Here is a 12615-nt window from a genome sequence, read left to right as displayed (position 1 = left end):
ATGGAACTGCACGACGTCTGGTTCGTCCTGATCGCCGTCCTGTGGACCGGATACTTCTTCCTGGAGGGCTTCGACTTCGGGGTCGGCGTCCTCACCAAGCTGCTTGCCCGCAACCGACCCGAGCGGCGCGTGCTCATCAACACCATCGGACCCGTCTGGGACGGCAACGAGGTGTGGCTGCTCTCGGCGGGCGGCGCGACCTTCGCTGCCTTCCCGGAGTGGTACGCCACGCTCTTCTCCGGCTTCTACCTGCCTCTGCTGTTCATCCTGGTCTGCCTGATCGTGCGGGGCGTCGCCTTCGAGTACCGGGTGAAGCGGCCCGAGGAGAACTGGCAGCGCAACTGGGAGCACGCGATCTTCTGGACCTCGCTCCTCCCCGCGTTCCTGTGGGGCGTGGCCTTCGGCAACATCGTGCACGGCGTGAAGATCGACCGGGACTTCGAGTACGTCGGCGGCTTCTGGGACCTGCTCAACCCGTACGCGCTGCTCGGCGGCCTGGTGACGCTGACGCTGTTCACCTTCCACGGTGCGGTGTTCACGGCTCTCAAGACCGTCGGTGAGATCCGGGAGCGGGCGCGGACGCTGGCGTCCCAGGTCGGCCTGGCGACCGCTGTGCTCGCGCTGGTCTTCCTGCCGTGGACGCAGATCGACGGCGGGGACGCCAAGAGCCTGGTCGCGCTGGTCGTGGCGGTCGCCGCCCTGGTCGCGGCGCTGGTGGCGAACCGGGCGGGGCGTGAGGGCTGGTCGTTCGCTTTCTCCGGCGTCACCATCGTGGCCGCCGTCGCGATGCTCTTCCTGACGCTCTTCCCGAACGTCATGCCGTCCTCGCTCAACGAGGACTGGAGCCTCACGGTGACCAACGCCTCGTCGAGCCCGTACACCCTGAAGATCATGACTTGGTGCGCGGCGATCGCCACACCGCTCGTGATGCTCTACCAGGGGTGGACGTACTGGGTGTTCCGTAAGCGGATCGGCACGCAGCACCTCGCCGAGCCTGCGCACTGAGTCCCAGTTGGGGTGTGTTTCGCGTGAAACACACCCCATGAGGAGAGGGCGTGTTTCACGTGAAACATGCTCTTTGAGAAGAGGGTGTTTCACGTGAAACCGATCGACCCGCGTCTGCTTCGGTACGCCCGCGCCACTCGCCTCTTCCTGGTGGCGGTTGTCGGTCTGGGCGTCGTCGGAGCGGCGCTGGTCATCGCTCAGGCGATGCTCATCGCCGAGGCGGTGGTCGGCGCTTTCCAGCACGGCATGTCGGTCTCCGAGCTGCGCACTCCCCTGCTGCTGTTGGTGGCCGTCGCGTTCGGACGTGCGCTGGTCGCCTGGCTCACCGAACTCGCCGCGCACCGTGCGAGCGCGGCCGTGAAGTCGGAGCTTCGGGGTCGGTTGCTGGAGCGGGCCACCGCGTTGGGGCCCGGTTGGCTGAGCGGGCAGCGCACCGGCTCGCTGGTCGCCCTCGCCACCCGGGGCGTGGACGCTCTCGACGACTACTTCTCGCGCTACCTGCCGCAGTTGGGGCTGGCGGTGGTCGTCCCGGTCGCGGTGCTCGCGCGGATCGTGACCGAGGACTGGGTGTCCGCCGCGATCATCGTCGGCACCCTCCCCCTGATCCCGGTCTTCATGATGCTCATCGGCTGGGCCACCCAGTCGCGGATGGACCGTCAGTGGCAGCTGCTCTCCCGGCTGTCCGGGCACTTTCTGGACGTCGTCGCCGGGCTGCCCACGCTGAAGGTGTTCGGGCGGGCCAAGGCGCAGGCCGACTCGATCCGGCACATCACCGGCGAGTACCGGCGGGCGACCATGCGGACCCTGCGGATCGCCTTCATCTCGTCGTTCGCGCTGGAGCTGCTGTCGACGCTCTCGGTGGCTCTGGTCGCCGTGACGATCGGCATGCGGCTCGTGCACGGTGAGATGGACCTGTACATCGGCCTGGTGATCCTTGTGCTCGCGCCCGAGGCGTATCTCCCGCTGCGGCAGGTCGGGGCGCAGTATCACGCGGCGGCCGAGGGCCTGGCGGCCGCCGAGGAGATCTTCGAGGTGCTGCAGACTCCGGCGCCGGCGCCGGGAACGGTCGCCGTGGCCGAGGGCGGGGTCGCCTTCGAAGGCGTCACCGTCCGCTACCCCGGACGCTCCGCCGATGCCGTCTCGGACGTCTCCTTCACCGTCGACGCCGGTGAGACGGTCGCGCTCGTCGGACCGAGCGGCACAGGCAAGTCGACCCTCCTGAACACACTGCTGGGCTTCGTGCGGCCCGCCGAGGGCCGGGTACTGGCCGGAGGAGTCGACCTTGCGGTGGCCGACCTCGAACAGTGGCGGTCCCGGATCGCGTGGGTGCCGCAGCGCCCGCACCTCTACGCCGGGACGATCGCCGAGAACGTCCGGCTGGCCCGCCCCGACGCCGACGACACGGCCCTGCGCAGGGCGCTGGCGGACGCGGGGGCGCTGGAGTTCGTCGACGCGCTGCCCGCCGGGGCCGACACCGTGCTCGGCGAGGACGGGACCGGGCTGTCCGCCGGGCAGCGGCAACGGCTCGCGCTGGCCCGGGCGTTCCTCGCGGACCGGCCCGTGCTGCTCCTGGACGAGCCGACGGCCGCACTCGACGGAGAGACCGAGGCGGAGATCGTGGCCGCCGTGCGACGGCTCGCGGCCGGGCGGACTGTCCTGCTGGTCGTGCACCGGCCGGCACTGCTGGCGGTGGCGGACCGCGTCGTGCGGCTGACCGACACCGAGACGTACGGGCCCGTGGAAGCCACCCTCAAGCACACTCCCACGCCGCTGGAAGAGGCGGCGGCGGTATCCCTCGCGACTGCGGCCGAGACGGGCCCCGCAGCGAGCGGGGGCAGCGTCCTCGCCCGGGTGCGGGCCATGGCCGGCACCCGGCGCGGCCGGCTCGGCCTGGCGCTGCTGCTGGGGAGCCTCGCCCTCGGCAGCGCCGTGGGACTCATGGCCACCTCCGGCTGGCTCATCTCGCGGGCCTCGCAGCAGCCGCCCGTGCTGTACCTGATGGTGGCCGTGACGGCGACCCGGGCCTTCGGGATCGGGCGGGCGGTGTTCCGGTACGCGGAGCGGCTCGTGTCGCACGACGCCGTGCTGCGGATGCTGGCCGACACCCGGGTCGCCGTCTACCGGCGACTGGAGCGCCTGGCGCCCGCAGGGCTGCGTACGACCCGCCGGGGCGATCTGCTCAGCCGACTGGTCGCCGACGTGGACGCCTTGCAGGACTACTGGCTGCGCTGGCTGCTGCCGGCCGGCGCCGCCGTCGTCGTGGCGACCGGGTCCATCGCCTTCACGGCCTGGCTGCTGCCCGCGGCCGGGGCCGTGCTCGCCGCCGGGCTGCTCCTGGCCGGGGTGGGCGTCCCGCTGGTCACCGGCGCCGTGGCGCGCAGGGCCGAGCGTCGGCTCGCGCCCGCCCGAGGGGTGCTCGCCACCCGCACGGCCGATCTGCTCACCGGCACCGCCGAACTGACCGTCGCGGGCGCCCTGCCCGCCCGCAGCGCCGAGGTGCGTGCGGCGGACTCGGTGCTCACCCGGATCGCCTCGCGCGCCGCGACCGCCACCGCGCTCGGCGACGGACTGATCGCGCTGGTCTCCGGACTGACCGTCGCGGCGGCCGCCCTCGTGGGCGCCCAGGCGGTCGCCGACGGCCGGCTGAGCGGCGTGACCATGGCCGTCGTCGTCCTGACCCCACTCGCCGCCTTCGAGGCCGTCCTGGGACTGCCGCTGGCCGTGCAGTACCGCCAGCGGGTCCGCAGAAGCGCGGAGCGGGTGTTCGAGGTGCTGGACTCCCCCGAGCCGGTGCGCGAGCCGGAGCAGCCCCGCCAGAGCCCCGCGTCGCCGTTCCCGCTCGTCGTTGACGGGCTGACCGCGCGCCACGCCGGACAGGACCGGGACGCGCTCGCCGGAGTCGGCCTCACGCTGACGCGCGGGCGTCGGATCGCGGTCGTCGGACCCTCCGGCTCCGGGAAGACCACGCTCGCACAGGTGCTGCTGCGGTTCCTGGACGCGGACGCGGGTTCGTACACGCTCGGTGGGGTGGACGCCCACGACCTGGACGGCGACGACGTACGCCGGTTCGTCGGGCTGTGCGCGCAGGACGCACACCTCTTCGACAGCTCGGTCCGGGAGAACCTGCTGCTCGCCAGGAAGGGGGCGAGCGAGGAGGAACTGCGGGACGCGCTGGCGCGCGCCCGCCTGCTGGAGTGGGCCGACGGGCTGCCCGACGGGCTCGACACCCTCGTCGGCGAGCACGGCGCCCGGCTGTCCGGCGGACAGCGGCAGCGGCTGGCGCTGGCCCGGGCGCTGCTCGCGGACTTCCCGGTCCTGGTGCTCGACGAGCCCGCCGAGCATCTGGACCTGCCGACCGCCGACGCGCTCACCCGGGACCTGCTGGCCGCCACCGAGGGCCGCACGACGCTGCTCATCACCCACCGGCTGGCCGGTCTCGACGCGGTCGACGAGGTGCTCGTGCTGGACGAGGGCCGGGTGGTGCAGCGCGGTTCCTACCTCGCGCTGGCCGCCGAGGAGGGGCCGCTGCGGCGGATGGCCGAGCGGGAGGAGGCCTCGGAGCTGCTGGTGGGCGCGCGGTGACCGGCCCGCACCTGCGCTTCGAGGCCGGACAGCGCTGACTACAGCTCGGCGAGCAGCTGTTCGATGACGACGGCCACGCCGTCCTCGTTGTTGGCGACCGTGTGCCCGGAGGCCGCCGCGATCACGTCCGGGTGCGCGTTGCCCATCGCGTACGACCGGCCGGCCCAGGTGAGCATCTCGACGTCGTTCGGCATGTCCCCGAACGCGACGACCTCCTCGTGGGAGATGCCGCGCTCCGCACAGCACAGGGCCAGCGTGCTGGCCTTGGAGACGTCGGGGCCGCTGATCTCCAGCAGGGCGCTGGGGCTGGAGCGGGTGACGTTGGCGCGGTCGCCGATGGCCAGTCGGGCGAGCGTGAGGAAGGCGTCGGGGTCGATCGTGGGGTGGAAGGCGAGGATCTTCAGCACCGGCTCGCCGGCCCCGGGTCCGTCCGGCGCCAGCAGCAGCTCGGCCGGCGCGAGATGGTCGGGGATCTCCATGTGCATCTTGGGATACTCCGGCTCCTGGTTGAAGCCGTAGGTCTGCTCGATGGCGTACATGGTGCCCGGCGCCGCCTCACGCAGCAGCCGCACGGCGTCCAGCGCGTTCTCCCGGGCCAGCTCGCGCACCTTCACGAACCGGTGGGCGCCGGGGCCGCCGTGCAGGTCGACCACGGCGGCGCCGTTGCCGCAGATCGCCAGGCCGTGGCCGTGGACGTGGTCGCTGACGACGTCCATCCAGCGGGCCGGTCGGCCGGTGACGAAGAAGACCTCGATGCCCGCCTCCTCGGCGGCGGCGAGGGCGGCGACGGTGCGTGGCGACACCGACTTGTCGTCGCGCAGCAGAGTGCCGTCGAGATCGGTGGCGATCAGCCGCGGCGGGAGGGCGGCGGCCGGGGTCTCGGGCTGTCGAGTCGCTGAGGTCACCGGGCCATTCTCGCGCATATGCCCGCACGGCCCTGCGGGAGCCCGCACGTATGAGGCACAGAGCGGTGCCTATGGCCCGATGCCGAGGTCAGCGCAGCTGCGCCGGGGCCTCCATGGCGATCTGCTCGAAGACCTTCTCGTCCACGGCGAAGTCGGAGTCCGGGATGGGCCAGTGGACCACGATCTCGGTGAAGCCGAGCTCCTGGTGGCGGCCCGCGAAGTCGACGAAGGCGGCCAGGGACTGCAATGGACGGGCGCGGTCCGGAGTGAACCCGGTGAGCAGGATCTTGTCCAGCTCCTGCGCGTTCCTCCCGCGCGCGGCACAGGCGTCCGCCAACCGCTCGACCTGGCCCCGGAGGGCCTGAACCGACTGCTCGGGGGTGCCGTTCTCATACAGCTTGGGGTCGCCCGTGGTCACCCATGCCTGTCCGTGCCGAGCCGCGAGCTGCAGCCCGCGCGGTCCGGTCGCGGCGACGGCGAAGGGCAGCCGGGGGCGCTGGACGCAGCCAGGGATGTTGCGTGCCTCGTGCGCCGAGTAGTAGTTGCCCTCGTAGGACACGGAGTCCTCGGTGAGGAGCCGGTCCAGCAGCGGCACGAACTCGGCCAGCCGGTCGGCGCGCTCGCGCGGGGTCCACGGGTCCTGGCCCAGCGCGGTGGCGTCGAAGCCGGTGCCGCCCGCTCCGATCCCCAGAGTCACCCGGCCGCCGGAGATGTCGTCCAGGGAGATCAGTTCCTTGGCGAGGGTCACCGGGTGCCGGAAGTTCGGCGAGGTCACCAGCGTGCCCAGGCGCAGGCGCTCGGTGGCGGACGCGGCGGCGGTCAGCGTGGGGAGCGCGCCGAACCACGGGCCGTCGCGGAAGGTACGCCAGGACAGGTGGTCGTAGGTGTACGCCGTGTGGAAGCCGAGCTGCTCGGCCCGCGTCCATGTGGAACGGCCGCCCTCGTGCCAACGGAGGTACGGGAGGATCACGGTGCTCAGGCGCAGACTCATGTCATCGAGCGTATGCGGCCCACCGCGTTTCACGTGAAACGCTCACTGCGCGTAGCCGCCCGGCCACGGGCTCAGTGCTGCTCAGGGAAGCGCAGATAGCGAGCCGGCACGGCCTTCGTCAGCCACACGCCGTTCGCGCTGACGTGGAAGACATGGCCGTCACGGTGCATGGCGCCCGCGTCGACGGAGAGCACCACGGGTCGGCCCCGGCGGGCGCCGACGCGGGTCGCGGTCTCCCGGTCGGCCGAGAGGTGCACGTCGTGCCGGTTCATGGGCCGCAGTCCCTCGGTCCGGATCGAGTCCAGAGAGCGGGCCACGGTCCCGTGGTACAGGTACGGGGGTGGCGTCGCCGGGGGCAGCCCGAGGTCCACCTCGACGCTGTGGCCCTGGCTGGCGCGGATCCGGGTGCCGTCGATCGCGAAGCGCTTCTTGTCGTTGGCGTCGACGACGTGGCTCAGTTCGTCCCGGGTGAAGTGGAAGCCGTGCGCCGCGCATGCCGCGATGAGCTCGTCGATCTCGACCCAGCCGGCCTCGTCGAGGGTGAGGCCGATGCGCTCGGGCTGGTGTCGCAGGTGCTTCGAGAGATACTTCGACACCTTCACGGTGCGTCTCTCGTCCATGCCCGTTTTCCGCATGTCCTTTTCGTTCATCCGCTCAGCATGACGTGAGAGACGCGGATCACGCATTTTGTTTTGGGGCGGAGGTTTGGTCCACAACCAACTGCAGTTATCCACAGGCTAATTGGCGATCCTGTGGACAACTGGCGGATGGCTCAGCGGGCTTCACCAAGATCACCTGACGGAAGGTGACTTGAGGCAAGGCGGTCCAAGGCGCGGGTCCGCACCTTCCGTTCGACCGCGAGCGCGAGGAGCTTCGCAGCATGCTCCGCGTCGACCAGCGCCTGCACGGCCCGGGTTGTCGCGGTCGGGATCGGCACAGAGCGCTGCTGGGCGCCATCGGCGAGACCGGGCGAGGGATCGTCTCCGCCGAGGTGCCGACGCAGCTGACGGGCGGCGAACAGGCGTATGGCGCGGGCCGGTTAGGCGTCCAGGGGCTGCCGGCCGAGCGGGCGCAACCGTCGCACCAGCGAGTCGGCCTCGGCCTCGGCCGCGTCGGCGTCGGCGACGTCGGGCGCTCGGTGCGGACCTTCGAAGTACCGCGCGAAGACATGCTCGATGGTGAACTCCGGGAAATGGGAGGCGATGTGCTCGACCTGGACCCTCAACCCGCGGTGCTGGTAGGCGCGGCGCGGGCCGAACGGGCTCCCGCGCGCGTGATCGACGCCACGCCTCACAGGGGTGGTTCCAGGCGCGCCAGGGCCCGCAACGCCCGTGGCAGGAACCGCGACAGCGCGTACGTGGCCTTCGCCTCCACCGTGACCGGAACCACCGCCTCGTTGCGCGTGACCGCCCGCAGAATCGCGTCCGCGACCTTCTCCGGCGGGAAGTTGCGCAGCCCGTACACGCGCGTGGAGCGTTCCTGGCGCCGTCGCTCCTCCTGCGCGTCCACGCCCACGAAGACGGCCGTGGCGGTGATGTCGGTGTTCACCAGGCCGGGGCAGATCGCCGTGACGCCGATGTCCCGGCCGGCCAGTTCCGCGCGCAGGCACTCGCTCAGCATCAGGACCGCCGCCTTGGACGTGCTGTACGCGGGCAGCGCCTTGGAGGGCAGGTAGGCGGCCGCGGAGGCGATGTTGACGATATGGCCGCCCTGTCCGCGCTCGGCCATCCGACGGCCGAAGAGACGGCAACCGTGGATGACGCCCCACAGGTTGACGTCCAGCACCCTGCGCCAGTCCTCCGGCGAGGTGTCGAAGAAGGAACCCGCAAGACCGATGCCCGCGTTGTTCACCAGCACGTCCAGCACACCGTGGTCGGCGTGGACCTTCGCCGCGAGCTTCTCCATCGCCTGCTCGTCGGAGACGTCCACCGTCTCCGCCCAGGCTTCGGGCGCGCCGATCAGACGGGACTGCTCGGCCGTGCGGGCCGCGCCCTCCGCGTCCCGGTCGACGGCGATCACCCGGGCCCCGGCCTCGGCGAACGCGAGCGCCGTGGCCCGCCCGATACCGGCGGCCGCGCCGGTGACCAGCACCAGCCGCCCGCCGAACCGCTCGGCGTACTCGCCGGCCGCGGCCTTGCGCACCGGCCCCGCGCCGCTGTTCTCGCGGTCCTCCCCTGCCCGTTCCCGCTCGATCGACGTGACGAAGTCGTCGATCCAGGAGGCGAGCTGGTCGGGGCGGGTGCGCGGGATCCAGTGCCCGGCGGGAAGGGTGCGCCGGGTCAACCGCGGTACCCATTCCTCCAGTTCGTCGTACAGCCGCTCCGACAGGAACCTGTCCCCCAGGGGCGTGATCAGCTGCACGGGCGCGTGCGCGTACGCGTCGGGACGCGGACGGCGCAGCCGGGGCCGTACGTTGTCCCGGTACAGCCAGGCGCCGTGCGCAGCGTCCGACGGCAGCGACGGCGTCGGATACGCGTCGCCCCGCACCTTCTCGACGCGTCGCAGGATGCCCGGCCAGTACGTGCCGAGCGGTCCGCGCCAGGCGAGTTCGGGCAGGGCGGGGGTGTGCAGCAGGTAGACGTACCAGGACTTGGCTCCCTGGCCGAGGAGTTGACCGATCCGGCGCGGAGTCGGCCTGGTCAGCCGCTTGTCGATCCAGTGGCCGAAGTGGTCGAGGGACGGTCCGGACATCGACGTGAAGGACGCGATCCTGCCCTCGGTGCGGTGCACGGTGACGAACTCCCAGGCCTGCACCGAGCCCCAGTCGTGGCCCACCAGGTGCACCGGCCGGTCCGGGCTGACCGCGTCCACGACCGCCAGGAAGTCGTCCGTCAGCTTCTCCAGGGTGAAGCCGCCCCGCAGCGGCTTCGGCGCGCCGGACCGGCCGTGGCCCCGGACGTCGTAGAGGACGACATGGAAGCGCTCGGCGAGCCGGGGCGCGACCTCGGACCACACCTCCTTGCTGTCCGGATAGCCGTGCACCAGGACGACCGTCGGAGCCGAGGGGTCCCCCAGCTCCGCTACGCACAGCTCTATTCCGCCGGTCCGCACCCGGCGCTCGCGCGCACCTTCGAACGACACCGCTGCCGTCACCCCCGTCCCCATCGACTGCGGTACGTGTCCGTAACGTGACACCGGAGAATGTGTCAGTTGTTAGAGGAAGCGTCAACAGGAGGGGATCGCGGCTGCGCACAAGTCCGGGACGGATAACTCTCAGGGTGGGGATCCCTTAGGGTCCCGTACATCTGAGGTGTGATGCCAAGACGGCTCTACGGGGTGACGCCCGGCGTGGTCCAGGTCACTACCGTTTGTGCCGTGACTGTGATCGCGACCGAAAGCCTGAGCAAGCGGTTCCCCCGGGTGACCGCTCTTGACCGGCTCTCCGTGGACGTCGGGCCTGGTGTGACCGGGCTCGTCGGCGCCAACGGGGCCGGCAAGTCCACGTTGATCAAGATCCTGCTGGGTCTGTCGCCCGCCACGGAGGGCCGAGCCGAAGTGCTCGGTCTCGACGTCGCGAGCAAGGGCGCCGACATCCGCGAGCGGGTCGGCTACATGCCGGAGCACGACTGTCTGCCGCCCGACGTCTCGGCCACCGAGTTCGTCGTGCACATGGCGCGGATGTCCGGCCTGCCGCCCACCGCCGCCCGCGAGCGCACCGCGGACACCCTGCGCCATGTCGGTCTGTACGAGGAGCGCTACCGCCCCATCGGCGGCTACTCGACGGGCATGAAGCAGCGGGTGAAGCTTGCCCAGGCCCTCGTCCACGACCCGCAGCTGGTCTTCCTGGACGAACCGACCAACGGCCTCGACCCGGTCGGCCGCGACGAGATGCTCGGCCTGATCCGCCGGATCTACACCGACTTCGGCATCTCGGTCCTGGTCACCTCCCACCTGCTGGGCGAACTGGAGCGCACCTGCGACCACGTCGTCGTCGTGGACGGCGGCAAGCTGCTGCGCTCCAGCTCCACCACCGACTTCACGCAGACCACGACCACCCTCGCGATCGAGGTCACCGACACCGACGACCACCCGGACGGCACCCGCGCGGTGCGCGAAGCGCTCCACGCGCGCGGGGTGGACGTCCTGGACGCCGACAGCGGCCTGCCGGGCGCCGGCCACATCCTGCTGCTGACCGCACAGGGCGAGGAGACCTACGACGTCGTCCGGGACGTGGTCGCCGACCTGGGCCTCGGCCTGGTGCGCATGGAACAGCGCAGACACCACATCTCCGAGGTCTTCACGGACAGCGACATCGCCGCCGGCACCGGCACCGGCAACGACCAGCAGCGAAAGGAGGCCGTCGGCCATGGCAGTTGAGCACCCGGTCACCGCCCCCTCGGGTGACCAGACCCGGATCCACAACATCGGCTACCGCAGCTACGACGGCCCCCGGCTGGGCCGCGCCTACGCCCGCCGCTCCCTCTACTCGCAGTCCCTGCGCGGCTCCTACGGCCTCGGCCGCTCGGTGAAGTCCAAGGTGCTGCCGATGCTGCTGTTCGTCGTGATGTGCGTGCCTGCGGCCATCATGGTCGCGGTCGCCGTCGCCACGAAGGCCGACGAACTGCCGGTTTCCTACACGCGCTACGCGATCGTCATGCAGGCCGTGCTCAGCCTGTACATCGCCTCCCAGGCGCCCCAGTCCGTCTCGCGCGATCTGCGCTTCAAGACCGTGCCGCTGTACTTCTCACGGCCCATCGAGACCGCGGACTACGTACGCGCGAAGTTCGCCGCGCTGGCCTCGGCGCTGTTCGTCCTCACCGCCGCCCCGCTGCTCGTGCTGTACGTGGGCGCGCTGCTGGCCAAGCTGGACTTCGCCGACCAGACCAAGGGATTCGCTCAAGGACTCGTCTCCGTGGCACTGCTCTCGCTGCTCTTCGCCGGCATCGGCCTGGTCATCGCCTCGGCCACCCCGCGGCGCGGCTTCGGCATCGCCGCCGTCATCGCCGTCCTGACCATCTCCTACGGAGCCGTCTCCACGCTCCAGGCCATCGCCGAGGCCCAGAACAGCAGCAGCTCCATCCCCTGGATCGGCCTCTTCTCGCCGGTCACGCTGATCGACGGCGTGCAGTCGGCCTTCCTGGGCGCCCCCTCCGCCTTCCCCGGCGGAGTCGGCCCGTCCCATGGAGAGGGCGTGGTCTACGTCCTCGTCGTCCTCGGCCTGATCGCCGCGAGCTACGGCCTGCTGATCCGCCGCTACCGGAAGGTGGGCCTGTGACCACGCTCAACATCGACCATGTCTCCCGCTGGTTCGGCAACGTGGTCGCCGTCAACGACATCACCATGACCATCGGCCCCGGCGTCACCGGCCTGCTCGGCCCCAACGGCGCCGGAAAGTCCACCCTCATCAACATGATGGGCGGCTTCCTGGCCCCCTCCACCGGCACGGTCACCCTCGACGGCCAACCGGTCTGGCGCAACGAGGACATCTACCGGCACATCGGCATCGTCCCCGAGCGCGAGGCGATGTACGACTTCCTCACCGGCCGCGAATTCGTCGTCGCCAACGCCGAACTGCACGGCCTGGGCGCCAAGGCCGCCCAACGGGCCCTGGCCACGGTCGAGATGGAGTACGCCCAGGACCGCAAGATCTCCACGTACTCCAAGGGCATGCGCCAGCGCGTGAAGATGGCGTCCGCCCTGGTCCACAACCCGTCGCTGCTCCTGCTCGACGAGCCGTTCAACGGGATGGACCCGCGCCAGCGCATGCAGCTCATGGACCTGCTGCGGCGCATGGGCGACGAGGGCCGCACCGTGCTGTTCTCGTCCCACATCCTCGAAGAGGTCGAGCAACTCGCCTGGCACATCGAGGTGGTCGTCGCCGGGCGGCACGCGGCCAGCGGCGACTTCCGCAAGATCCGCCGCCTGATGACCGACCGCCCGCACCGCTATCTGGTGCGCTCCAGCGACGACCGCGCCCTCGCGGCCGCGCTGATCGCCGACCCGTCGACCTCCGGCATCGAAGTCGACCTGGCGGAAGGCGCGTTGCGCATCCAGGCCGTCGACTTCGGCCGCTTCACCGCGCTGCTGCCGAAGGTCGCCAGGGACCACGGCATCCGGCTGCTCACGGTCTCGCCGTCCGACGAGTCCCTCGAGTCCGTGTTCTCGTACCTGGTCGCGGCGTAGGAGGCCCAA

10 protein-coding genes are annotated in these 12615 nt (G+C 71.2%); 5 read left to right on the top strand and 5 right to left on the bottom strand.

Annotation, left to right across the window (positions count from 1 at the left end; genetic code table 11):
* Nucleotides 1-1005, top strand: a complete 1005-nt coding sequence (cydB, locus tag ACWCPF_RS29510) for a cytochrome d ubiquinol oxidase subunit II (RefSeq protein ID WP_451048136.1) — start codon at nucleotides 1-3, stop codon at nucleotides 1003-1005.
* A 93-nt stretch (nucleotides 1006-1098) separates the two neighbouring features.
* Nucleotides 1099-4587: a thiol reductant ABC exporter subunit CydD gene (cydD, locus tag ACWCPF_RS29505; protein WP_451048135.1), complete on the top strand. Its 3489-nt coding sequence runs from the start codon at nucleotides 1099-1101 to the stop codon at nucleotides 4585-4587.
* A gap of 38 nt (nucleotides 4588-4625) precedes the next feature.
* Here the strand turns inward: cydD and ACWCPF_RS29500 are convergent, their stop codons facing one another.
* The 5 genes from ACWCPF_RS29500 to ACWCPF_RS29480 form a co-directional block, all read right to left on the bottom strand.
* Entirely contained in the window at nucleotides 4626-5492 is an 867-nt protein-coding gene (locus ACWCPF_RS29500) for a Cof-type HAD-IIB family hydrolase (RefSeq protein ID WP_451048134.1), read from the bottom strand.
* Between the two features lie 88 nt (nucleotides 5493-5580).
* Entirely contained in the window at nucleotides 5581-6483 is a 903-nt protein-coding gene (locus tag ACWCPF_RS29495) for an LLM class flavin-dependent oxidoreductase (RefSeq protein ID WP_451048133.1), read from the bottom strand.
* 71 nt (nucleotides 6484-6554) lie between these two features.
* Nucleotides 6555-7103, bottom strand: a complete 549-nt coding sequence (locus tag ACWCPF_RS29490; RefSeq protein WP_451048204.1) for an RNA 2'-phosphotransferase — start codon at nucleotides 7101-7103, stop codon at nucleotides 6555-6557.
* A gap of 419 nt (nucleotides 7104-7522) precedes the next feature.
* The gene (locus ACWCPF_RS29485; RefSeq protein ID WP_451048132.1) at nucleotides 7523-7777 is read right to left on the bottom strand and encodes a hypothetical protein; all 255 of its coding nucleotides are present in this window, start codon (nucleotides 7775-7777) and stop codon (nucleotides 7523-7525) included.
* The gene (locus ACWCPF_RS29480; RefSeq protein ID WP_451048203.1) at nucleotides 7774-9588 is read right to left on the bottom strand and encodes an SDR family oxidoreductase; all 1815 of its coding nucleotides are present in this window, start codon (nucleotides 9586-9588) and stop codon (nucleotides 7774-7776) included. The genes ACWCPF_RS29485 and ACWCPF_RS29480 overlap by 4 nt, the downstream gene beginning before the upstream one ends.
* Nucleotides 9589-9804: 216 nt before the next feature.
* Here ACWCPF_RS29480 and ACWCPF_RS29475 point away from each other — a divergent pair, with 216 nt between their 5' ends.
* Genes ACWCPF_RS29475 through ACWCPF_RS29465 form a run of 3 tightly spaced genes read left to right on the top strand, consistent with a single transcriptional unit; the run spans nucleotide 9805 to nucleotide 12606 of the window.
* Nucleotides 9805-10800, top strand: coding sequence for an ABC transporter ATP-binding protein (locus tag ACWCPF_RS29475; RefSeq protein WP_451048202.1), 996 nt, complete (start codon nucleotides 9805-9807; stop codon nucleotides 10798-10800).
* Complete coding sequence (locus ACWCPF_RS29470; RefSeq protein ID WP_451048131.1) at nucleotides 10790-11698, top strand: ABC transporter permease; 909 nt, start codon at nucleotides 10790-10792, stop codon at nucleotides 11696-11698. The genes ACWCPF_RS29475 and ACWCPF_RS29470 overlap by 11 nt, the downstream gene beginning before the upstream one ends.
* Entirely contained in the window at nucleotides 11695-12606 is a 912-nt protein-coding gene (locus tag ACWCPF_RS29465; protein WP_451048130.1) for an ABC transporter ATP-binding protein, read from the top strand. The genes ACWCPF_RS29470 and ACWCPF_RS29465 overlap by 4 nt, the downstream gene beginning before the upstream one ends.
* The last annotated feature ends 9 nt before the right edge of the window (nucleotides 12607-12615 follow it).

The organism is Streptomyces sp. NPDC001858, assembly GCF_053594615.1.
Note: the sequence above shows the minus strand (reverse complement) of the source record. Positions and strands in the feature narration are given on the sequence as shown.

Coding starts and splice junctions, on each gene's coding strand:
- cydB (WP_451048136.1), top strand. CDS start 1: ATGGAACTGCACGACGTCTGGTTCGTCCTGATCGCCGTCCTGTGGACC.
- ACWCPF_RS29495 (WP_451048133.1), bottom strand. CDS start 6,483: ATGAGTCTGCGCCTGAGCACCGTGATCCTCCCGTACCTCCGTTGGCAC.
- ACWCPF_RS29490 (WP_451048204.1), bottom strand. CDS start 7,103: ATGGACGAGAGACGCACCGTGAAGGTGTCGAAGTATCTCTCGAAGCAC.
- ACWCPF_RS29480 (WP_451048203.1), bottom strand. CDS start 9,588: ATGGGGACGGGGGTGACGGCAGCGGTGTCGTTCGAAGGTGCGCGCGAG.
- ACWCPF_RS29470 (WP_451048131.1), top strand. CDS start 10,790: ATGGCAGTTGAGCACCCGGTCACCGCCCCCTCGGGTGACCAGACCCGG.